Source organism: Mucilaginibacter defluvii (genome assembly GCF_039543225.1).
GTDB classification, from domain to species: Bacteria; Bacteroidota; Bacteroidia; order Sphingobacteriales; family Sphingobacteriaceae; genus Mucilaginibacter; species Mucilaginibacter defluvii.
Window position 1 is genome coordinate 1,363,148 of the sequence record NZ_BAABJI010000002.1, and the last position, 21,011, is coordinate 1,384,158.

General features: G+C 43.3%; 21 protein-coding genes. 10 read left to right on the forward strand and 11 right to left on the reverse strand.

The genetic code is table 11. From position 1 onward, the window contains the following. Nucleotides 1-14: 14 nt before the first annotated feature. Both ABD960_RS12090 and ABD960_RS12095 read right to left on the reverse strand, forming a co-directional pair. Nucleotides 15-812, reverse strand: a complete 798-nt coding sequence (locus tag ABD960_RS12090; protein WP_345331414.1) for a DUF1223 domain-containing protein — start codon at nucleotides 810-812, stop codon at nucleotides 15-17. A gap of 116 nt (nucleotides 813-928) precedes the next feature. After that, nucleotides 929-1,669 (reverse strand): SDR family oxidoreductase, encoded by a 741-nt coding sequence (locus ABD960_RS12095; RefSeq protein ID WP_345331415.1) that lies wholly within the window; start codon nucleotides 1,667-1,669, stop codon nucleotides 929-931. Between the two features lie 77 nt (nucleotides 1,670-1,746). Between ABD960_RS12095 and ABD960_RS12100 the strand changes: the two genes are divergently transcribed. The 4 genes from ABD960_RS12100 to ABD960_RS12115 all read left to right on the forward strand — a co-directional run bounded on the left by ABD960_RS12100 (nucleotide 1,747) and on the right by ABD960_RS12115 (nucleotide 4,294). Then, a complete protein-coding gene (locus tag ABD960_RS12100) occupies nucleotides 1,747-2,112 on the forward strand; it encodes a winged helix-turn-helix transcriptional regulator (RefSeq protein ID WP_345331416.1) in 366 nt (121 codons plus the stop codon). A gap of 177 nt (nucleotides 2,113-2,289) precedes the next feature. Beyond that, nucleotides 2,290-2,712 (forward strand): DoxX family protein, encoded by a 423-nt coding sequence (locus tag ABD960_RS12105; RefSeq protein WP_345331417.1) that lies wholly within the window; start codon nucleotides 2,290-2,292, stop codon nucleotides 2,710-2,712. A 37-nt stretch (nucleotides 2,713-2,749) separates the two neighbouring features. Continuing rightward, a complete protein-coding gene (locus tag ABD960_RS12110; protein ID WP_345331418.1) occupies nucleotides 2,750-3,799 on the forward strand; it encodes an alpha/beta fold hydrolase in 1,050 nt (349 codons plus the stop codon). A 36-nt stretch (nucleotides 3,800-3,835) separates the two neighbouring features. Then, a complete protein-coding gene (locus ABD960_RS12115; protein WP_345331419.1) occupies nucleotides 3,836-4,294 on the forward strand; it encodes an organic hydroperoxide resistance protein in 459 nt (152 codons plus the stop codon). A 54-nt stretch (nucleotides 4,295-4,348) separates the two neighbouring features. Here ABD960_RS12115 and ABD960_RS12120 read toward each other — a convergent pair whose 3' ends face one another. Then, nucleotides 4,349-4,936, reverse strand: coding sequence for a TetR/AcrR family transcriptional regulator (locus tag ABD960_RS12120; protein ID WP_345331420.1), 588 nt, complete (start codon nucleotides 4,934-4,936; stop codon nucleotides 4,349-4,351). After that, the gene (locus ABD960_RS12125) at nucleotides 4,936-6,540 is read right to left on the reverse strand and encodes an ABC-F family ATP-binding cassette domain-containing protein (protein WP_345331421.1); all 1,605 of its coding nucleotides are present in this window, start codon (nucleotides 6,538-6,540) and stop codon (nucleotides 4,936-4,938) included. The genes ABD960_RS12120 and ABD960_RS12125 overlap by 1 nt, the downstream gene beginning before the upstream one ends. 170 nt (nucleotides 6,541-6,710) lie before the next feature. Here ABD960_RS12125 and ABD960_RS12130 point away from each other — a divergent pair, with 170 nt between their 5' ends. The 4 genes from ABD960_RS12130 (at nucleotide 6,711) to ABD960_RS12145 (ending at nucleotide 9,948) form a co-directional block, all read left to right on the forward strand. Then, entirely contained in the window at nucleotides 6,711-7,673 is a 963-nt protein-coding gene (locus ABD960_RS12130; protein WP_345331422.1) for a heme-binding domain-containing protein, read from the forward strand. 10 nt (nucleotides 7,674-7,683) lie between these two features. Beyond that, nucleotides 7,684-8,115 (forward strand): hypothetical protein, encoded by a 432-nt coding sequence (locus ABD960_RS12135; protein WP_345331423.1) that lies wholly within the window; start codon nucleotides 7,684-7,686, stop codon nucleotides 8,113-8,115. Between the two features lie 71 nt (nucleotides 8,116-8,186). After that, entirely contained in the window at nucleotides 8,187-9,206 is a 1,020-nt protein-coding gene (locus ABD960_RS12140; RefSeq protein WP_345331424.1) for a sensor histidine kinase, read from the forward strand. Further along, nucleotides 9,187-9,948: a LytR/AlgR family response regulator transcription factor gene (locus ABD960_RS12145; protein ID WP_345331425.1), complete on the forward strand. Its 762-nt coding sequence runs from the start codon at nucleotides 9,187-9,189 to the stop codon at nucleotides 9,946-9,948. The genes ABD960_RS12140 and ABD960_RS12145 overlap by 20 nt, the downstream gene beginning before the upstream one ends. Before the next feature lie 211 nt (nucleotides 9,949-10,159). On the opposite strand, the gene ABD960_RS12150 is transcribed toward ABD960_RS12145, so the two are convergent. Together ABD960_RS12150 and ABD960_RS12155 are read right to left on the reverse strand one after the other, a co-directional pair. Continuing rightward, on the reverse strand, nucleotides 10,160-11,368 hold the full coding sequence (locus tag ABD960_RS12150) for a PepSY-associated TM helix domain-containing protein (RefSeq protein ID WP_345331426.1): 1,209 nt from the start codon (nucleotides 11,366-11,368) through the stop codon (nucleotides 10,160-10,162). 36 nt (nucleotides 11,369-11,404) lie between these two features. Beyond that, a complete protein-coding gene (locus tag ABD960_RS12155) occupies nucleotides 11,405-13,732 on the reverse strand; it encodes a TonB-dependent siderophore receptor (RefSeq protein WP_345331427.1) in 2,328 nt (775 codons plus the stop codon). Nucleotides 13,733-13,799: 67 nt separating this feature from the next. Between ABD960_RS12155 and ABD960_RS21010 the strand changes: the two genes are divergently transcribed. Further along, on the forward strand, nucleotides 13,800-13,991 hold the full coding sequence (locus ABD960_RS21010; protein WP_425563481.1) for a LytTR family transcriptional regulator DNA-binding domain-containing protein: 192 nt from the start codon (nucleotides 13,800-13,802) through the stop codon (nucleotides 13,989-13,991). Nucleotides 13,992-14,652: 661 nt separating this feature from the next. On the opposite strand, the gene ABD960_RS12160 is transcribed toward ABD960_RS21010, so the two are convergent. The 3 genes from ABD960_RS12160 to ABD960_RS12170 all read right to left on the reverse strand — a co-directional run bounded on the left by ABD960_RS12160 (nucleotide 14,653) and on the right by ABD960_RS12170 (nucleotide 17,663). Continuing rightward, a complete protein-coding gene (locus ABD960_RS12160) occupies nucleotides 14,653-15,768 on the reverse strand; it encodes an FAD binding domain-containing protein (protein WP_345331428.1) in 1,116 nt (371 codons plus the stop codon). A gap of 8 nt (nucleotides 15,769-15,776) precedes the next feature. Beyond that, the gene (locus ABD960_RS12165) at nucleotides 15,777-16,937 is read right to left on the reverse strand and encodes an MFS transporter (RefSeq protein WP_345331429.1); all 1,161 of its coding nucleotides are present in this window, start codon (nucleotides 16,935-16,937) and stop codon (nucleotides 15,777-15,779) included. Nucleotides 16,938-17,072: 135 nt separating this feature from the next. After that, nucleotides 17,073-17,663, reverse strand: coding sequence for a Crp/Fnr family transcriptional regulator (locus ABD960_RS12170; protein WP_345331430.1), 591 nt, complete (start codon nucleotides 17,661-17,663; stop codon nucleotides 17,073-17,075). Nucleotides 17,664-17,744: 81 nt separating this feature from the next. Here ABD960_RS12170 and ABD960_RS12175 point away from each other — a divergent pair, with 81 nt between their 5' ends. After that, the gene (locus tag ABD960_RS12175) at nucleotides 17,745-18,797 is read left to right on the forward strand and encodes a DUF5694 domain-containing protein (protein ID WP_345331431.1); all 1,053 of its coding nucleotides are present in this window, start codon (nucleotides 17,745-17,747) and stop codon (nucleotides 18,795-18,797) included. Nucleotides 18,798-19,075: 278 nt separating this feature from the next. Here the strand turns inward: ABD960_RS12175 and ABD960_RS12180 are convergent, their stop codons facing one another. Continuing rightward, nucleotides 19,076-20,311: a condensation domain-containing protein gene (locus ABD960_RS12180; protein WP_345331432.1), complete on the reverse strand. Its 1,236-nt coding sequence runs from the start codon at nucleotides 20,309-20,311 to the stop codon at nucleotides 19,076-19,078. 254 nt (nucleotides 20,312-20,565) lie between these two features. Next, complete coding sequence (locus tag ABD960_RS12185; RefSeq protein WP_345331433.1) at nucleotides 20,566-20,931, reverse strand: CoA-binding protein; 366 nt, start codon at nucleotides 20,929-20,931, stop codon at nucleotides 20,566-20,568. Between the last annotated feature and the right edge of the window lie 80 nt (nucleotides 20,932-21,011).

The following is a 21,011-nucleotide window of genomic DNA, read 5'->3' on the forward strand; positions in this document are numbered from 1 at the left end:
TTGTTGAACATGAGTTAGAGATTACCAGAAGTTGAAGGAACAGATGTTTTGGCAGCGGCTAATATTTCGCCTGTATCCGGGTTCTGTATAAAGCCGATAAGCTCCCAGTTTTGTGAATCAAATTCCTTCGGCAAAGCAATTGCCTCGTCGCCTTGTCTCTGGGGGCTTAAAGAAAATTTGTGTAACTGCCGTACTATCTGAGCATGATTAAGGGTTCGTCCTTCGTTTTCACCGGCTTTAATTTTGTTTACCGCATGTTTTTGTACTAATGCAACCACCAATTGACCTTGTGTCGGCAAACCGGCTAACTGATAGTGAATGTTAATGCCTTGAGGTTTTTGTTGCGCCCTTAAGTTTAACGCAGTACTTGCTTTTTCATTTAGGGCAGTAGATAACGAATTTCTAATTGCTCTATCATCTGAACCTACAAACTCCTGCGTGCCATTCACTATCAATTGCGGTGTATATACCTGACTGGTGAATTTGCTTTGGTACCAGTATTGCCTTTTTGAAAAATCAGGATTGCTGAATATATCTTTCCAGCCCAGCCGATTCCAATAATCCACATGGTAGGCCAAAATATAAACAGGTTTGTTGCCGGCTTCTTTCTGAATGCGTTCCAATAGCTCGTCGGCAGGCGGGCAACTGGAGCAGCCTTCAGAAGTAAATAATTCTAATACGGCAAAACCTTTACCCGAACCTAAATTTACCGGGTTACGCTTATTGAAACTGCTGATGGTTTTTACATACGCCGCTGATGTTAACAGGAGAACAACGGCGGCGCAGAGGGTAATTAATCTTGTTATTTTCATGGTTTGATCTTTATTTGATATGACCAAAACTATCGGCAAAATGACCGGCCCAAGCACAAAAAAGGGTTGAACCGGACGTAATCCCTGCTCAACCCTACAATTGCGATCGCGAAAATTTATAAGCTCATTCCGCCATCCATCACAATTTCTGCCCCAGTAATGAATTTGGCTGCATCGCTTGAAAAATAGGCCACCATTTTAGCTACGTCATCCGCTTCACCAAACTGCTTTAAAGGAACACGTTCCAGCATCCAGGCATCCAGGTTTTTCCTTGCTTCTTCATCCAAGCCTAATTTGTTGAGTATTTCGGTCTGTGTCGGTCCCGGACTTACGGAGTTGACTCTGATCTTCCGTGGGGCCAGTTCAATTGCAGCAGCTTTCATTACGGAGTTCAATGCTGCCTTGCTTGACGAATATACCGATGCGTTAGCACCATGCATGCTGGCTGTATTTGATGACAGGAATACCACTGATGCGCCATCATTGAATAATGGAATGAATTTACTCAAGGTGAAGTAGGCGCCCTTGTAGTTAATATTGATGACCTGGTCAAATACCTCTTCGGTAGCTGTTTCAATAGAAGCACCGCCAACGATCCCCGCATTGATGAACAGAATATCTACCTTACCGTATTGTTGGCTGACTTCAGTAGCTAACTGGTCGATTGCGTGAATGTTGCCTTGATCGGCCACTAAGCCCGTAACGCCTAATTGTTGGGCGGCGGTTTCAACAGCTTCCTGTCTGCGGCCGGTAATGATCACCTGAGCGCCTTGTACTTTTAATTCTTTTGCGGCAGCGTATCCAATACCGCTATTGCCACCGGTTACTACAGCAACCTTTCCTTCTAAATTTTTCATGACATATATTTTTTGTTTCTGCAAACGTATGTTATATTTGATATAATATTGATACCAGTATCACAGAGTATACCAACATGGATGAACATTTAGTTAAAGAGGTTCTATCGGCACCCCGAAATCAGAAGGAAGAAATCCAGGCTTTGCAGGACACTATTTATGTAATAGGCGGCAAGTGGAAACTGCCTATCATTAATTCCATCTGTAATGGAAACAGGCGCTTCAGAGAGATCGAAAGAAGCATACCAGGTATTACCACCCGCATGTTATCGCGCGAACTGAAAGATATGGAAGCTAATAAATTGTTGAAACGTACCGTTACACCGACCAGCCCTGTAACGGTTGAATATTCGCCCAGCGATTATTGTCATTCTTTTGCCGATATTATTTTACATATGATTAAATGGGGTAAGGAACATAGGCAACGTTTAAAGGAAGACTAATTTTATGATATTGTTTTTGATTGCCTTTCTGTTTTGAAAGGTTGTTTGAATACTCCGATTAAGTTCAAAACCTCAAATGTCTAACTGGCGTTTCAGTATGTCCGGTTTAATCATTATCTGCTCATGGCGGGGTTTGTTTTGCCACAACTTTGTGTCAACAATCAAAAACAAAACGTCATGAACTTAAAAACATCAAAAACAATTTATTGGTCAGGTGCCATCTTTATCTCACTTTGGTTTGGCGCGAGCGGCCTCTTCGAACTCACTAAAAACCCTATTGTTTGGGACATCACCGTAAAACTGGGTTATCCGCCGCACTTCATTTACATTCTCGGCGTAGCCAAACTTTTAGGCGTAGCCGTATTGTTAACTCCTAACCGCTTTCTTAGACTAAAAGAGTGGGTTTTCGCCGGTATCTTTTTCGATATAACTTTTGCGTTCTTCTCCAAACTTGCTGTATTAGGATTTGCTCCTACCATTGACGCCATCATTGCTTTTACAGCCATTTCCATCACTTACATTATGTTCAGGAAACTTTATCTGGCAATCTATACAAAAGCCGGTTCAGAACAAGTGGTTAACAATTTGGAAAAGGTTTAATAGAATAATCATCATTGCACTATAAATTTCAATTGTTATGAAAGAGATTACATCTATCGCCCATCGCATCTTCATCATTGCGGCTGCCATAATCGCCATTATATTGCAAACCAGTTCACATCTGTTACAGGCACAGCCTGTTGCTGATCAAAGCACTGCTCGGCAAACAAGCCCTTCCGACACCGCTTTTGCAACAATTAAGCAAATAAAGGCTGGGGTGCTTAATATAGGTTACGCTGAAGTTGGACCGGTAAACGGTAAACCGGTAATATTACTACACGGCTGGCCGTATGACATTAACAGTTACGCAGAGGTTGCACCACTACTGGCGGCGAAAGGATACCGGGTTATCGTTCCTTACTTGCGGGGTTACGGAAGTACCCGTTTCCTTTCTGACAAAACACCGCGCAACGGACAGCAGGCCGCATTAGCTGAAGATGTGATTGCATTGATGGATGCCTTGCATATACAAAAGGCCACGCTTGGCGGCTTTGACTGGGGAGCGCGTACTGCGGACATTGTCGCAGCCTTATATCCTCAACGGGTTAATGCGCTGGTGTCAGTAAGTGGTTATCTTATCGGTAGCCAGCAAGGTAATAAAGCTCCGCTGCCGCCAAAGGCAGAACAAGCCTGGTGGTACCAGTATTATTTCGCTACCGAACGTGGAAAAGCGGGCTACACAGCAAATACTAAAGAATTCGACAGATTGATATGGCGAACCGCCTCACCAGATTGGAAGTTTACTGATAACGATTATAACCGCTCTGCCGCAGCTTTTGATAATCCAGACCATGTGGCCATCGTTATTCATAATTACAGGTGGAGGTTGGGGCTCGCAAAAGGTGAAGCAAAATATGACGCCCTGGAAAAACAACTGGCTTTAGCGCCCGCCATAACCGTGCCCACGGTGACATTGGAAGGCGATGCGAACGGCGCGCCTCACCCGGCTCCTGCAGATTATGCAAAGCGCTTTACCGGCAAATACATTCATCATACCCTGGCCGGCGGCATTGGCCATAACCTGCCACAGGAAGCGCCACAAGCATTTGCTGATGCTATTATTGAGGCGGATAGCCTTGCCAAATAATATTCAACAAAAACACACAAGTAAACGTTAAATAAAATGGAAAATCAAAATGTAATCAGCAGTGAAAAAATTGCCAGCATAGCCATCAAAAAAATGCTGTATACCGCTAAAGTGCATATTACAGGTGGCAGGGAAGGTAATGCTACCAGCGATGATAAGCGCTTAAACATAAGTCTTTCTACACCGGGCGGTCCCGGCAATGGCACCAATCCCGAACAGTTATTTGCCGCCGGATGGTCAGCCTGTTTCATCGGGGCGATGCGTCATAACGCCTCAAGCCTGCAGATACCGCTACCCAAAGACCTGGCTGTTGATGCAGAAGTTGACCTGGGAACCAGCGAAGGTGGTTTTTATCTGCAAGCACGCTTGAATGTGAAGCTACCCGGTTTATCAGCAGAGCAAGCAAAAACCGTGGTAGAAGCAGCTCACCAAACGTGTCCGTACTCCAAAGCTACCCATGGGAATATCAACTTGGAGATCAATGTAGCCGTATAAGCAGGTAGTAAATTACAATCAATGCGGAGCACTTAAGAGCAAGTACTCTGCATTTTATTTGAACAACATGCGCAAGATCAGTTCCCTGCGCTCGGAGATGAGCTTAGCAAATTGCTGTTCATCCATCGCGAAAAATTGCCGGTATATGGGCGACATCATAATTGGGTAGGATAGTAATGAGAAAAGGTTGATCAGGAAATGTTTAGGATCTGTTTTTTCGATCGTCCCCAACTGCATTTCTTTTTCAATTTCACTCAGAAAGGACGATACCGGGCCTTCATCAATTTTAGTTACCAAGTTTTGCCCGGCAGTGTTAATCTCGGTAACCAAGAACACTTCCTGAAAAGGGTATTCCATCATATCTTTTGTAAACACGTCGATCAACTCCTTTATTTTTTTTCTGAAAGGCATGTTAGACGACATTACTTCTCCCAATCGCAGGCTCAAGGCTTGCATAGATTCAGCGAAGACCAAAGCGATCAACTGATCCCTTGTTCTGAAATAATAATGTACAGCCGACCTGTTCATTCCTGCAGCATCAGCGATGTCCTGCGTGGTGGCGTGCAATTTTCCTTCTTTAAAAAATAGTTTTTTTGCGGTCGATTTAATAAGCTCTTCAGTTCCTGTATCTTTTGCTGGCATTATATTTTATCGTACTTTTTAAGTTCTATCATTTTATCTACGGCAATTTCCTTTACAAAATACGCGTCGTGTGAGATCAATAACAAAGTTCCTTCGAAATCCTTAACCGCGGCTGTCAATACTTCCATGCTTTTAATATCCAGGTTATTGGTCGGCTCATCCAGGATCAACATATCAGGCGCATGATCGGATACGGATAAGCAGCATAATGCCAACTTCATTTTTTCACCACCACTTAACACACCGCTCCTTTTGTTCCAGGCATTACGATCAAACTGAGCATATATCAGCAACGACCTCAGTTCGTGCTCCTGCAATTGCCGGCTGTCAAAATCCTGTAACTGTTCAAAAACGCTTTTCTCAGGATCGAGTATGGTGTAATCCTGGTCGAGGTACAAATAATTAAAATTCGCCCGTTCCAGTCGTCCGTCCGTTGGTTGCAGCATGCCAGTAACGATCTTAAGTAAAGTTGTCTTTCCTGCACCATTGGCACCTTTGATGTGCACGCGGTCGCCCGAACGTATTTGAAACGTCAGCGCATCCCATAAAGGATGCCTGTCAAATGCATAAGTGATCTCTTTTGCGTCAACCAACACTTTGCCTTTATGCATTCCTGACGAGGTAATATCTATTTTGAGAACCTGATATTGTTGAATTTGACTGCGTATTTGCCTGATGTTATCGCTGATATGGTTTAGCTTTTCGTTTTGCGCGTTCAAGGCCTTTGCTGTACTGCCTTGAGCCTGGCTTCTCAGTCCACCCGCAATGATGCGGGGCAGCGATCCGGATTTGCCTTCTGCCTTGCCTCGGCTCTCCATCCGCTGCCGTTTTTCTGCAACTTCTCTTGCTTGTGCCTGGCTTTGCTTCATGGTTTTGGTCTGCTCATGCAGGTCATTTTCCAGGGCATTCAACTTTAGATATTTTTGTGCCTGGTAGAAATTAAAGTTGCCGCCGTAAACCTCTGCCTTAGAAAAACTTAGCTCAAGCGTTAACGGTAACAAGTTAAGCAAAGCACGGTCGTGACTTATTACCACAATTGTCGCCCGGCTATCACTGATCAGCCGGTACAACTGATCGCGGCTGCCTGTATCTAAATGGTTAGAAGGTTCGTCAAGTAAGATGATATCAGGATCATGGAGCGTGATCCCGGCTAAAAAGACTTTAGTCTTTTCACCGCCGCTTAATTCATGCAGTCTTTGTGAAGGCGATAAATGCTCAAGATGCCATTCCGCCATAGCTAAGTGTAATTTATCTTCGATCTCCCAGTCATCGTTCAGGTCATTAAAGTGTTGAATGTCGACACTGCCCTCAGTTATAGCTTTCAGAGCCGCTAATTTCAAGTCGACTGTTAAAGCCCGGGCAATGGTCATCTCATCATATTGTCCTAAATGCTGCGGCACATACCATGGTCTGGCCGGAATGCTCACGTGCCCTGTTGTCGGAGCAATAATACCTGCTACAATTTGCAGTAAGGTAGACTTACCAACGCCATTATTACCTACCAATGCAGCTTTATCACCTTTGTCGATGGAAAATGTAATGTCGCGAAAGAGTTGTGTCCGGTCAGTATGACTATAACTTACGGAGTTGACAATTATGCTCATAAAGATGCAAAAGTATGTCATCTTTTTTGTTCAACAAAATTGTTTAAATAAATTTGATTGAAACGTTCGTATACTGGCTTGTCTAATTCAGGATCGGTTATGTCCGGTTCGCGCCAATATTGGTGGTCTAAAATGAAGCCAAGCTGTAGTTTAGTTAAAAATTACGCAGCATGGTAAGTTCAAAAACACTTAAGAGGCTTTGGCCGATAGCCGGAATATTATTTGTGGGAATCGTTTCCATACAGTTTATGCAGGTTCCGGTGCAAAATGATGAAGTAACACACCCGATCAATGCACCGGAAGAAGTGACCAAAATTTTCAGGAAAGCCTGCTATGACTGTCATTCCAACGAAACGAAACTAAGCTGGTACGATAAGGTAGCTCCGGTATCATGGCTGGTCAATCATGATGTTAAGGAAGCTCGTTCACGCTTCAACTTTTCCACCTTTGACACGCTTAGCGTAACAGATCAGCAAGTGCGTTTATGGGAAATGGTGAACATGGTACTTGCAGGTAAAATGCCGCTGAACACTTATACCACACTACATCCTGGGGCTAAGCTTACGCCGCACGATGTAGAAGTACTAAAAAATTATGTAGTGAGCATCAGCCCGACAAAATACCATGATAGTACGCAGATCAAAAGCGCTGAAGAAGAGCAAAATGTTTTGGGAGAGAGATTAACTGCTTCTGAAAATATACCGGTAGCGCCCAACGGCGTCCGGTTCATCCCGGATTACAAAAACTGGGAGGTGATCAGTACGACCAGCCGCTTTGATAACCATACTATGCGTGTGATATACGGGAACAAAGTAACCGTTAATGCCATCCGAAGCGGGCGTATCAAACCCTTTCCGGATGGTGCAGCAATTGTTAAAGTAGTTTATAACATCATTGAGGAAAGGGATGGTAAAGTTCATCCGGGAGCATTTAATAACATCCAGATCATGATCAAAGATGAAAAGCGTTTCCCTGAGAGTAAAGGCTGGGGATTTGGTAAATTTAATGGTACCGGTCTTAAACCTTACGGTGAAACTGCGGCATTCAACACTGCATGCTACAATTGCCACAAGATAGCTGATGAAACGGGCTATGTGTTCAGCATTCCATTAGAAAATAAAGATCTTAAATAAAATGATAAAAATGAAGACATTTGCAATGTTGCTATGTGTGATTGCCGGATCATACGGATGCGCCAATAATACATCAAATGATGGCCAAAAAAGAATTATTCACAACGCTCATGGCCTGAAAGTGATCACCTCTTTTTCTGACCGTAAACAGCAAACCATTTCCCTTTTGTATGGTAATGCACCCGCCTTACAAAGTGCCAAAACAGGCATACACGATAAGGGAGAGTTATTTGAATTGGTAACATTTAAGCAGGCTGACAATAAATACTGGTATGGCAGTTACATTAATGGTGCGGTTCAAAGTATCGAACGGGTCACTTCATATATTGCAGATAAAAATGACATCGCTTTTAAATATGAGATAACCCAAGGCCATATTTCGGGTAATGCCGGTATAAGAATAAAAAGCATTACCTCGCACCGGGCCTTGCTGTTTCCATAGCAGTTCTGTAACTAGAGCTAAATAAATAGCTTTGTTCATTATCAACCCGTTGGCTGATTAATATAATGTTAATGAAAAGATCACCACTACATATATCACATACCACTATCTGGGTCAGCGCTGTTACCCTTGGTTTGCTTTCATCAGTACCGCAACTGGCCTCTCATAAATTTAATGTTGCCGAGGCGGCGGTCAACGCGGGGATTACCGCTGCCTTTGCCGTGTTGATGTGGTATTTCAATATCTACATGCTATCACGAAAAAAAGATAGTAAACGCGTGCAAAGCATATCTTACACCAAATTGCTTAGTTCGTTGCTATTCGGGCTTGTGATAATGTTCGGATTGGCATGGGTCCAGCAACTGATACTTTCTCATATCAATTTCGGCCCCACCATGCTGATGGTTGAGGTACGGGGCATACTCATCAACCTGGTATTTTATATGTTTTTAAATCTTCTGCAGCAGAACTACGAAAACCAGCATGTCAGTATGGAATTAGACAAGATCAAAAGCGATAACCTGGCAGCTCAGTATGAATTGTTGAAACAGCAGATCAACCCGCACTTTCTATTTAACAGCTTGAATACATTAAAGGCCATGGTAGAAACGGGCGACAAAGAAGCGGTTGACTTTATCCTTAAGCTTTCCAACTTCTACCGCTTTACACTGGAAAGCCGCAAGCTCGACCTGATACATGTGCATGAAGAAATGGAAATTATGAATGCCTACCTCTTTCTGCAAAAAGCCCGCTTTGAGGAAGGTTTGAAATTTACCTCAGCGCTTACCGAAGGTACACTGAAGACCCTGATACCACCATTTACACTGCAACTGTTGATAGAAAATTGCATCAAGCACAATGTTGTTTCCTTAAGCCGCCCTTTACACATCACCATTTACGAAGACGGTGAATACATCATTGTAGAAAATTTATTGCAGGTAAAAAAAGGAGATGTGAGTTCAACAGGTGTCGGACTGAAAAATATAGGTTTACGTTACAGCCACCTGCTTGATAAGAATATTGAGATCACAAACGACGAAAAAACTTTTAAGGTAAAACTGCCACTTATTTATGAACATCATAATCATTGAAGACGAACTGCGGACAGCCCGCTCCCTGGAAACCATTATTAAGGATATCAAGCCAAATGCCCGCATCACCGGCCAATATCAAAGCGTGGAAGACTCGGTTGCGGCGCTTTCAGAGGCTGCACAACCCGATCTGATTTTTATGGATATTCAGCTGGCAGACGGTTTGTCTTTCGAAATATTTAAATTAGTAAGGATCACCTGCCCGGTAGTATTCTGTACGGCATTTGATGAGTATTCACTGGAAGCATTTAAAAGTAATGGCGTAGACTATGTTTTAAAGCCTTTTTCTAAGGATGACATTGAAGAAGCCTTGCGAAAGGTGGATAACCTCAAGAACTTTTTTCAACAGAAAACGATGCCTGACATCGAAAGTCTGCTACAGCGCCTTAGTCCGCAAAGCGGCAAAACGAGCTTCCTTGTATTTAAAAATCAGAAGTACACTACTATTCAAACAGACAATATTGCCTTTTTCTATATACGCAATGATTCTACTTTTTTGATGTGTTTTGACAGGCAGGAATATGCGCTGAGCCAGTCGCTTGATAATATTGCCGCTTCGGTTTCATCAAAGCAGTTTTTTCGGGTTAACCGTCAGTATCTGGTCAACTTCAAAGCAATTAAAGAGGTCGAGCATTATTTTCTGCGCAAACTTTATGTAAAACTCGTAATTGATACGCCTGAAAAGCTGCTGATCAATAAAGAAAAATCGCACAGTTTTTTGAGTTGGATGGAGGAGCGGTAATTGTTAGCAGCTTAATACATCCTTAAAAGATTCTTTTTTGATTTTTTCGTTGAGACCCGGGTTGCCGTTTCTGTTCGTATTGGGGTTGTTCCACACGATCTATGGAATACCTAGTTGGTCTACTAAAAATAATACTTAGATCAGTTTAAACATTAACATACAACATCAAACAGCCACTTACCTAAGATCCCTTTTGATCATGAGCAGTCAGTCAAACCTGGCGTTTCTTGATTTTTCTTCCCCATTTACGGTTATACCAAATGATAAACCCGGTTACCGGCATACTCGCGCCGATCATACATGCCAAGAAGGCTAAAATCTTTGTAGGCAGCCCTAAGATCTGGCCAGTATGTATATCAAAATTCATCCGGAACATTTTTTCACCTGTTGATAAATTAGCATAGGGTTGGTCATGTTGTCCAAGTGGCGGTAATTCCCTGAGCGTTTTTTGATCAAAAAAATGAACAGCCCTGTTGTAGAGCAAAGTTCCATCACCGAAATAAACGGTCGCTTCATAAGCTGCTGATGGTTTATCGGGTATGTTTATGGATATGCTTCCAAACCTACCGTCATGTTTCCGGCTCAACTTGTTCCATATAAAGTCTTCCGGATGGTTAAATTTAGCAATGGTCGCCGTCGTATCCGATCTTGGATCCAGATGTTCTTCATCCAGGGCCTTCCACGTCAATACCTTGTAAGTGCCTTGCTGGAACCACTCAAACGTAAAGAATATCCCGGATAAGGTTAAGGCCAAAACAAACAGCACGGAATAGAAGCCGATCACATTGTGAATGTCTATATTCAGCCGTTTCCATTTCGCCCGCCATTTTACAGTAAACGAGTCTTTAACGATTTTCTTAGTCCACCTTTTGGGATACCACCAAATTAAACCGGTTATAATAGTAATAACAAAAATGATACAAGCGGAACCCACGACCGGGCTTCCAATATTCCTTGGGAGCCATAGAAACCGGTGGCCCGCACGGATAAATATGAAAAAGTTATCAGCCGCACTCTGCTCGCGTTGGTCTTTTAAGATTTCACCTGTATATGGATTTAAATATATTTCCGCCTGTTGCTGTTCCGGCAAGGTAAAATTAAGTGTCACGGAGCGACCTGCCTTCCAGTATTTGATGCTGGTTAGCGTATCGTTGGTGATGTGTTGGGTCTTAAAATAAACTCTTGACCGGGCTAATAGTTCCGACGGGGGCAGGTATGGTTTCTGCTGCGCCTGGACGTACCAGTGCTTTTCAGTAAATCGCCAGACCTCGTATCGCCATACCCAAATGCCACCTGTAAAACAAACGATGAATACAATAATGCCCGATGTTAAACCCAGCCAGAGATGCAGCCATTCGGATACTTTACGAAAGCCGGATTTTTTTTCTTTTGGGGATCTTCTTTTTGTTGCGGTAAGCATAGTTAGGATAAGGGGAGGCAACCCTCCCCTTGTTCGTTAAAATCTGAATGATAAGCTTGCCATTACATTTCTTGGTGCCTGTGAGTTACCGCCAATGTCCCAATATTTCTTCCCGGAGATATTATTAAGCTTAACACCCAGTCTCCACTTGCTTTGATCGTAAAACACGGTACCACTGTAAACGGTATAGGATGGCATATAAAAGGTATTATCAGCTGTAAAGAAGTTCTTGTCAGCATAATTAACCCCAAAACCCAGGCCCAAACCTTTCAACCTGTTTTGCAGGGTATAAGTCGCCCAGAAATTAGCGACGTTTTCAGGAGAGGTCGTGGCTTTATTACCCTCGATAGCAGGGTTAGATGATTTAATGATGCGGTTATCATTATAGGCGTACCCGGCAACCAGGGTTAAGCCGGCAACAGGGTTGCCGATCAGCTCGATGTCAACACCCTTGCTTCTTTGCTTACCATCCTGAACGGTGAAGTTTGCCTCAGTTCGGGTGGCATTGTCGATATCTATATTATAATAGCTCGCGGTCATGCTCAGCTTTTTATCGATCAGTTCGGCTTTCACGCCACCTTCATACTGCTTTGCGTAAACCGGGTCCAAAACCAGCACATTGCCATCCGGCTGAGTTACCGGGGCGAGATTCTGAAAGCCGTTCATGTAATTCCCAAACAGGGAAACCTTATCTTTTACGACCTGGTAGACTAACCCTAATTTGGGAGACAGGGCCGTTTGCTTATAGCCTTCGGTATTACCCACCTTTTTGCGCTCGAACCGTTCCAAGCGCAAACTCAACATGACTGAAAGCCTGTCGGTAAAGCTGATGACGTCAGACGCATAGGCGCTCATCGTTTGCTGGTCTGCGATGGCTGTCGTATAAAGCGGCATGATGGCGTCAACCGCTTTCCGCCTGATCGGTGCAAAAGTGGAAGTCACGTTTATCGTATCAAGCGTAACGACATTGCCACCTGCCCGGCGGCTGCCATCGTAATACCTGTAATTCAATCCACCAAGGAAGTTGTGTTTGATAATCCCTGTTGAAAATTTACCATTAAAGTTTTGCTGCAAATTGGTGAAGTTATTGGATATCGGCCCCCACATACCCACCTGCCTGATGGCACGGGTTGGCGAAAGCCAGTTAGCATAGGATTGATAACTGTAATCTACATCTTCACCAACAAATGAAAACAGGGTCGTTGATTTCCAATTATCGGAGATAACGTATTCTGCCTGCGCGAAAAATTTGGAAGCGGAGGTTTTACCATTATTATCATCGTGGAACATAGATGTCGTATAGTCCAATTGAAGTTCGGCCGGCGTTCTCAACCCCGAAGCGGCGGCATAAGTATTATAGGTACGACGTGTGCCTTTGGCATTAAAAAGTTCCGCGTCAAAATGAAAGGTGAGCTTGTCAGAAGATTTGTAGATAAGGCTCGGAGCGATGGTGTAGGTATTGTTGAAGCCATAGCTTAAAAAACTCGCTTCTTTATTGGCAGCTAAGTTCACCCGGAACAAAACCGTCTTATCTTTATTAAGCGGCGTATTCACATCAGCGGTAAGCCTGTTCAGGTTATAGCTGCCTGCGGTGTAAGACACTTCCACGCTTGTGGTATCAAAAGGCTTTTTAGTCACGAGGTTGACCACACCACCAAATGAGGAGACCGCAGCACCGAATAGGGTTCCTGATGGGCCTTTCAAGACTTCGATCCTTTCTACATTCGAAATATCCAGTGATGAACGACTGGCTGAGGTTTCCATACCATTTCTGGCGTTAACTCCGCTTACAAAACCTCTGAAAGCGATACCGACACCGCCGGCAGGAAAAGTATAAGCGACCGCACCAGGCGTGTTTTGTACAGCGCTGACAATATCGATCGATAACTGCTCTTTTAAAAGCTCCTTGCTGATAACCGTATAAACCTGCGGGTTCTCAAGATTTTTCAAAGGCATACGGGCAATATAATCGCTTCTTTTACTGGCTATCGTTTTTGTTCTGCCCGATGAGATACTTACCTCCTCTAATTGTTGTAAAGTCTCTACCATCACGAAATCCACCTGAGTATTCTGTCCGGCTGCTACAGTGACCTCTTTAGCATCACTTTGCAAACTCAAATACTTGGTCGTGATTTTATGGGTACCGGCGGGAAGGCGCTTGAAGCGAAACTCTCCCCGGTCAGTAGTAGAGGTGGATAACTTTAGTTCGGTTACGGATACGGTAACCCCTTCTAAGGGCTTACCGTCGGCGGTCTTAACTGTCCCGCTTATAGAGGCGGCGTTTTGTGCTTGGGCTGTAAATGTAAGCAGCGTAACGGCTGCAAGAATCATGCTGAATAGCTTAAAAAATAGAGGTCTCTTCATTGTGAATGTAGTTTGAAGCGGCAAATATAATATTATTTAGAATTAAACTAAATAAAGATGAAGTTCGATCTGGTCAAAGGATAAAGGCGGCTTTAGTAAGCACCAGCAGCGTCGGCACCCTGATTACCAATATGCCATAGCAGCATTAGAAGCAATGCTGCCGGGGACCTCAATTATTCGGGTGCACCGATCTTTTATAATAGCGACTAACAAGATAGTTCGTACACGCATGAAGAAATCAATGTCGCAAGCGGCCTGATACGTTTGGTGGTTCTACAGGAAACAGGTCCTACAAACGCTGACTGATACAAGCACCGAGAATTGCAGATAAATGCAGAATGGTTTGAGCCTACGCAGGGTTACCATCAAATCCTTTTATTATATCCCATTCTTACAAAGCATCATGGAAAATATCTAAATATCTCATCTTGGTTACGCCTTGCTCTGAAAATTTAATTTTTGAGTAACTATTTTGGAGTATTCAGGTTTGAACCCTGATGTTGGTTCCGTATCAAACTTCGATCTTTACCTTCATATGAGGCTTCAATTTTACGCCGGCCTATGGCATGATATCTTCAGAATAAGTTCTTTCATATGATGCCAGACATAAGAAAAGCCGATTCCACATTTGATGCCACCACCTTTTATTATTCTATCACGCGTTCCGTTATACTCAGGGAATAAATTCTGTCACTATCGCATCAAAGCAAGGCTCCGGGGAAAGTAACGGTCTGTTGTCAGTAATTTAAAATCGAATTTTTATTATGCGGCTTATAATCACTAAAGAACAGGTCTTGTTTGATTTTCTTAACTTTCCTTTATGCAATGAAAAAATTACCTAGTCTGTTTTCGATAAAGCAGATGGATAGGCTTCCGATCGGACACCAAAGAATGCTTCTGAAATTCAGCAACATATTTGATCAATTCCCTAATCCACTTCGTGCAGCCAGTTGCTGACCATGTATGGTCAGTGCTTTTGCATGGCGGAGTTGCTGTTCACTCCAAAACCGCAGTGCTGCTTGCGTATCCAGATGTTCTTCAAGATTCATAGCTAAAGTGATCGCATCCCGGTAAGCCTTAGCCGTTCCGGAAGCGGTATGAGGCCTGACCAGGCTTGCTGCATCTCCCAAAACTACAACATTGCCCTTGTACATTTGGGCTACGGCCATATCCAGGATCACCTGTACAAATGGCTGCCTTGTTTGCAGCACGCGGTTACGCAATACGGTCGGCAGTTGTTCATAAGCAGTTCGGTTCAGGTCTTCCTGACTTGCCTTACTCAAGTAACCGGCCGGAACTGTAAAATCACGTTTCAGGCCATTTTTACCTGTTAATAAGTGGTCTAATTCCTTCTGTGTTTTATTTTGATACCAAACCCAATTGTATAATCTTTTACCCTCTGTTAATTCGCCATTAGGCCCCGGAACCGGGTAACATAACAGATGTGAGTTTTCATAAGAATAGATAGAAAACTTGTCGCCGAAGAAAGCCACCTCTTCCTTAGTTAATTCACTTTCTGGAATCAGCCCCCGGTAAGCAACGTAGCCGGCATATAGCGGGTGAATGTTGGGGGCTACATATTCTCTCACCACCGAGTTAAAGCCATCGGCACCAATCAGCAAATCGGCAGTTCTTTCCTCGCCGTTTTTAAATATAGCCCTTACGCTGCCATTTTCATCGTTTATCTTATCCAGTTCAAATCCGTTGAAGTAATTAGCCGATGGAAAGAAATCTTTTAGCCTACGCCACAAATAATTCCAGGATGTAAATATAGTATCATTAGGATAGATCAATGCTGTATTACCGTTATCATCTAGTACCTGCCGCTGCGTGGCCGGTACGCCAAATACCTCCCGTGGCGCTATGCCTTTTTCTATCAGGTAATCCATCAGATCGGGCTGAATCACCAACCCGGCACCACGGTCTTTCATATCGCCGGGTGAGCGTTCATAGATGTTTACCTGATTTCCTTTTTCTTGCAATGCAATACCTGCGCATAGTCCGCCGATGGAACCGCCTATTATGATGATATTCACGCTATTAATTATTTAGATATAGATTTGCCTGTAACCACATTTACAATTGCTGCAACTGCTAACAGCGCTATAAAAGAGGTTGACCAGCACCAGCCGCCTGCATTATAAAGCTGTATGGCGATAAAGGACCCCAAAGCGCCGCCGATGAAATAACTCGTCATGTAAACGGTATTAATGCGGCTATTAGCCAGATGATCCAGTGTATAGATAACGGCTATGTTGGTAACCTGGGTAGCCTGAACGCCGATATCCAGCAGGATAACGGTGATCCAGATAGCGGCAATAGCACCGGGAAATAGTATTAACACGAGGATACTTACTAATGTTAAGCCAGTGGCAAATAGTAAAGACCTGCGAGGTGTACCCTTGTCTGCCAGTTTACCAAATACGGGCGCTATCAAAGCCCCTGCTGCAGCAAGTAATCCAAACAAGCCGATATGCGATGCAGAATAATTAAACGGCGCATCACTCAGATAAAAAGTAAGGGTTACCCAAAAAGCACTGAGTGTACCAAAAGCAAGCATGCCGGTTAAAGCACTACGGCGCAGCAGCGAAAATCTGCATAACTGGGCTACTGTTGATTTAAGCAGGCCACCGTAAGTCCCGGTAAAACGTTCGTTTGTTGATGGGAAATCAACCTGCATTAGTATGGCGGTACAAAATACCATAGCAGCCGATATCAGGTATACATACTGCCAGCCCAACCATCCGGTAATAAAACCGCTGTAAACCCGGGCCACCAAAATGCCTATCAATATACCTGTAAATATTTGCCCAACTATTTTGCCCCGGTTCTCTTTAACCAGGCTGGCGGCCATAGGTAGTATAACCTGCGCCACAACCGAAAATACACCTATCAAAAGGCTTCCGGCGTACAGGATAGTAAGTGTTGGCGAATAGGCAACCAGCAATAAGGAAAGGATCAAACCTGTTTGGAGATAAAGAATGAGCTTTTTGCGCTCGATCATATCCCCAATGGGGGTCAGGAAAAACAAGCCTAAGCCGTAGCCAACTTGAGATAATACAGATATGGTACCAGCCTTTTCGGCGGTGATGTGAAATTTCTGCGCGATCGCATGCAGTATAGGCTGGCTGTAATAAACATTCGCTACGGCAATCCCGGCGGTAGCCGCCATAATTAAAATCTGGGTTCGTGTTAAATATTTCATTGCTACTTGTTGTTATTGTATTGTTTTATTTATCCTGATCAAACAATACAAAGTTGGCAACAACGAGTGCTTTGCACCAATGAACTGGTTTAGGAAATAAGGGCAAACTGGATCAACAAAAGATGTTGAACCAGATTAACTTTCCCGAGATACCCGCTTATTCCGGAGTTTGGAAAGGTACTCGGTAGTCATGCCGAGAAAAGATGCCAGGGCGTATTGCGGCACTTTACTTACAATGGCAGGATAACGCTCCAGAAAAAGTTCATAGCGTTGTTCAGCCGTTTTGGTCAGATTTACGATAACCCTGCGCGCCATATGAGCGGCAGTGTTCTCTGCCAATATGCGGAAGAAGGTTTCATATATATGCTTGCGTTTTTTAAGTTCTTGTTCTGCTTCGTAACTGATCTGTAGCACTACGCTGTCCTCCAAGGCCATCACAAACATGGATGCAGGCTGCTGAAAAATATAGCTGTTATAATCGGATATCCACCAATCATCTATGGCGAATTGTATGGTATGCTCCTGCCCCTCATCGCCTATGACATATGCCCTGAAACTTCCCTGAACGACATAGAATCTGTATTTAGCGACAAATTCAGGCTGGACAATGAACTGCCGTTTCTTAACTTTAACTAGTTTAAAGCTTTGGCAGAACTCATCAAGTTCGTCATCGGCTACTCTGATGCGTTTCTGAATATGTGTTGCAAGTGAGGTAAAATCTGTCATGCGGGGGTTTAAGCCTTTAAATAACTAATCTGGAAGCAAGATAATCATAGATTATAAAAACTTTAACCAACTGGTTCAATTATGAAGTATTTAATTTTTTTGCTCTTATTAATATCCATTAAAGCACGTGCTCAGCAGGTGGATATACTCATTATCGGCGTTTCCCATAATTACAGCAAATGCCCTACACAAGATCTTTCCGGTATCTACGCCAAGATCAGGAACTTTCAACCGGACGCTTTTTTCGGCGAATTTTTAAGCAAGGAAGACGAGCGTCTGGTGATGGATTACTGGTGTAAACAGGACAATATAAAGCGATTAACTATCTTGAAAAGCAACCGTAAAATCGCAGCTGATTTGCTGCCAAAGACCATCGACAGCTTAAAAAAGCTCGCCTTGCTTAAACCTCAGGATTACCGGGTTAAGACTGATCTGGCCTACGCTTATTACCTGGATCAGGACGTGGCCAACGGGCATTACCAGTTCTGGCAGGTGTTCGACCAGCTTCAAAAAAAGCCCGACGCTAATCTGGAGAAGTATGTTAATGAAGTTCTTAGCCCCCGATCAGATACCACCGGGCGAAGTATGAAAAGGTTGAAAACTTCTGAATATGCACTGATCGCATTCCCGATGATGCAGGAACTGGGAATACGTGAATTGCTGGCGATGGACTGCCAGGACTATGACCTCAACTGGGGTGCAGCCTGGGCAGCCTTTGACGCAAAATACAATTTATTGAAAAAAGACACTTCTTCCGCGGCCGGTAAAAAATTAAGATCGCAACTATCTGAAATGATTAATGGTTTTGAAAAATATCAAAAAATAGAAAATTCTTCTAAAAACCTAACCGAGTGGCTGAATACTGATGAGGCCGCTGCAATTTCCGCTTCAGGAGATTTTTATTTGCCAGAAATGTATGATCTAAAGAACTTCCCTAAAGAAGAAATGCTATCGAAAATACACTGGTGGATCATGAGAAATAAGGGGATGTGCGATAATGTGGTTAACCGGGCGATAAAGGCAGGTGCAAAAAAAGTAGTTGTAATAGCAGGGGCCAATCACCGGAAATACATGCAGGATATTTTCAGATCCAAGCCAAATGTTAGGATTCGGAATATCAATGAGATCAAATGATCGTGTTCGTCTACGACAATTTTTGACTCCTGGCATCGGATGACGCGGCATGGATCTCCTGCGAGCAAATGTCGGTTTCTGGGGCATCTATGGTTTTTAACAGCATAACAGGGGTTGAAATTTGTAAACCTTGTTATATCAGCCCTGTTAAATGTTGGTCGCCGAATTATCGCCACTGAAATGATAAACTGACCCATGATCGCCTATTTGCAAATATGGATCAGGATACCAAATGAAATCTAAACAAGGATAATCATTTATCTAACAACTCCTCGAGCTTAGACCACTACATCGGCTGCCGTTTCACAAGCTACTGTGATCATTTTTACCATCTTTTCTAAAAGACCATCGATCGGATTATCACTCGTATTGGTGAAGCAAAGTGAGCCATTGCTTGTGATCACGCCAATAGTTTGTTCTTTACCTTTGCCAGAGCGCACCATAGGTCCGTAAACTGCCTTTAATTTCAATTTACCGAATTCAGTGCTGTATCTGATTTTCCCGAGATTAGTAACCATGATCTCATGATTGAAAGCATTTTTCAAAATGTCGATCATCTGTTGTATGTCGGCACTGTTGAAGGCGATACCTCTAAAAAAGTTAATATAATTTTTTACATGTTCTTCCGTATTTGTTCCGGACAGTCCGTCTTTAGCCAGGCGTGCAACGTTCCAAAAAGACAGGTTTTGCTCTCCTTCAAAATATACCGCATGTGTAGTAATATTTAAGCCGTAATTATCATCCAGACCAAGCGGTCGTCGGGCGCATATCGGAGAGATCATTTCAATTTTTTTGTCAGACCATTCAGAACGCATTTTTCTTGATAAGATCAATACAGTAGCACAAAGGGCACCATGTACCGTTGTCTTTTCTTCCCGTGCCTTATCAATAAGTTTATCAGTAATTTCCTTGTTTACTCTTATACTTAAAACTTTAGGTGCAACCGCTTTATTTTGATCGGTCCATATATATTGCTTGTCCGAAAGAGCAGTAATTACATCTTCAGGAAGTCCAAGGCTTTCGTCGTTCGACGGCTGAGGGTTCATTGCCGGTAATTCGTTTCCACTAACAGCGGTCAAAATATCACGAATCAAGTAACTTAGCGAGGTTCCATCCGCAACTGCATGATGGGCCGCCAATATCAAGACCGTGGAAGCAGGTTTCTGAATAAGCACTACCCGTAAAAGCGGACCTTCTGCCGTAATAAATCTAACAGCAAGTTCTTTTTCCACTTCCTGTTCCCAGCGGTAGTCTTTATCCACATTTAAAACCCTGATCGGGATAGGCAACTGGTCAACATGCTCCAGTGCGGGCCTGGAAAACTGGTCTTGAACGATTCGCACTGACAGATTTGGATGTCGCAATTGTGCGGATCTTATGGCCTGCTGCCAGGCAGTAACTGGTTCAATGCCGTCAATATCAGCGGCCAATGCAAAGTCTTTAGAATCTATCTGATCTAAAAGCCAGAAGGTTTTTTCGAATGCACCCAGGGTGCGATTTTGTTGATTTTTCATGTTAGTGTTTTTAATGAATTTTACTGCATAGATCAGCAAGTCGACAAGCTGTTCGGCTTACCGATAGCGTTACCCTGCTTATATTCACTGATCGTTTTTGCAAGTGATTAGGCAAAGATGCCTTGATGGCCGTTTGGCTACAATCACCTATTGCGGGAGCGTTGTAACTCAATACGGGTAGATTTTAACAAGATTATAATGGCCTGAGTCGCCAACAGCAGGTTTCAGAGGTTGTAAGTAAGCACCTTATACTGTCAATATTGCCCTGTGTTGAGCAATACCAGTGTACATGCTATCTCGGTTTGAATACCTCTTTTACGTGCAAGCAGCTCAAGTACCGGGTTTTCTGCGCCGGGATTGAATATAATGCGTTTAGGATTCGTCAGGAGGATATAATCGTACAGCGTAGCTTGATTTAGCGGATTGATATAAAGTGAGATCGTGTCAATGTCATTGTGAATGATCTCCGGCTTTTCAATGTTTACGCCAGCTACATCCCCTGATTTGAGGCCAACATTTACAATCGTATATCCTAGTTTAACAAGCCGGTTAGCTGCAAGATTGGCATACCTGCCTGGTTCTGTTGTAGCACCGAGTATTATTGTTTTTTTGTGGTTCATGATCAGTTGATTAATTAATTTGAAAAAGGTTACATAATTAAACGGGCATAGACAGTCGTTATGTCGCCTATGCCCTTTAT

Excerpts from the sequence above, each read along its gene's own strand:
- ABD960_RS12140 (WP_345331424.1), top strand. The coding sequence starts at position 8,187 with ATGAAAAGATCACCACTACATATATCACATACCACTATCTGGGTCAGC.
- ABD960_RS12145 (WP_345331425.1), top strand. The coding sequence starts at position 9,187 with ATGAACATCATAATCATTGAAGACGAACTGCGGACAGCCCGCTCCCTG.
- ABD960_RS12180 (WP_345331432.1), bottom strand. The coding sequence starts at position 20,311 with ATGAAAAATCAACAAAATCGCACCCTGGGTGCATTCGAAAAAACCTTC.
- ABD960_RS12185 (WP_345331433.1), bottom strand. The coding sequence starts at position 20,931 with ATGAACCACAAAAAAACAATAATACTCGGTGCTACAACAGAACCAGGC.
- ABD960_RS12105 (WP_345331417.1), top strand. The coding sequence starts at position 2,290 with ATGAACTTAAAAACATCAAAAACAATTTATTGGTCAGGTGCCATCTTT.
- ABD960_RS12090 (WP_345331414.1), bottom strand. The coding sequence starts at position 812 with ATGAAAATAACAAGATTAATTACCCTCTGCGCCGCCGTTGTTCTCCTG.
- ABD960_RS12130 (WP_345331422.1), top strand. The coding sequence starts at position 6,711 with ATGGTAAGTTCAAAAACACTTAAGAGGCTTTGGCCGATAGCCGGAATA.
- ABD960_RS12115 (WP_345331419.1), top strand. The coding sequence starts at position 3,836 with ATGGAAAATCAAAATGTAATCAGCAGTGAAAAAATTGCCAGCATAGCC.
- ABD960_RS12120 (WP_345331420.1), bottom strand. The coding sequence starts at position 4,936 with ATGCCAGCAAAAGATACAGGAACTGAAGAGCTTATTAAATCGACCGCA.
- ABD960_RS12165 (WP_345331429.1), bottom strand. The coding sequence starts at position 16,937 with ATGAAATATTTAACACGAACCCAGATTTTAATTATGGCGGCTACCGCC.
- ABD960_RS12100 (WP_345331416.1), top strand. The coding sequence starts at position 1,747 with ATGGATGAACATTTAGTTAAAGAGGTTCTATCGGCACCCCGAAATCAG.
- ABD960_RS12155 (WP_345331427.1), bottom strand. The coding sequence starts at position 13,732 with ATGAAGAGACCTCTATTTTTTAAGCTATTCAGCATGATTCTTGCAGCC.
- ABD960_RS12095 (WP_345331415.1), bottom strand. The coding sequence starts at position 1,669 with ATGAAAAATTTAGAAGGAAAGGTTGCTGTAGTAACCGGTGGCAATAGC.
- ABD960_RS12110 (WP_345331418.1), top strand. The coding sequence starts at position 2,750 with ATGAAAGAGATTACATCTATCGCCCATCGCATCTTCATCATTGCGGCT.
- ABD960_RS12170 (WP_345331430.1), bottom strand. The coding sequence starts at position 17,663 with ATGACAGATTTTACCTCACTTGCAACACATATTCAGAAACGCATCAGA.
- ABD960_RS12135 (WP_345331423.1), top strand. The coding sequence starts at position 7,684 with ATGAAGACATTTGCAATGTTGCTATGTGTGATTGCCGGATCATACGGA.
- ABD960_RS12175 (WP_345331431.1), top strand. The coding sequence starts at position 17,745 with ATGAAGTATTTAATTTTTTTGCTCTTATTAATATCCATTAAAGCACGT.
- ABD960_RS12150 (WP_345331426.1), bottom strand. The coding sequence starts at position 11,368 with ATGCTTACCGCAACAAAAAGAAGATCCCCAAAAGAAAAAAAATCCGGC.
- ABD960_RS12125 (WP_345331421.1), bottom strand. The coding sequence starts at position 6,540 with ATGAGCATAATTGTCAACTCCGTAAGTTATAGTCATACTGACCGGACA.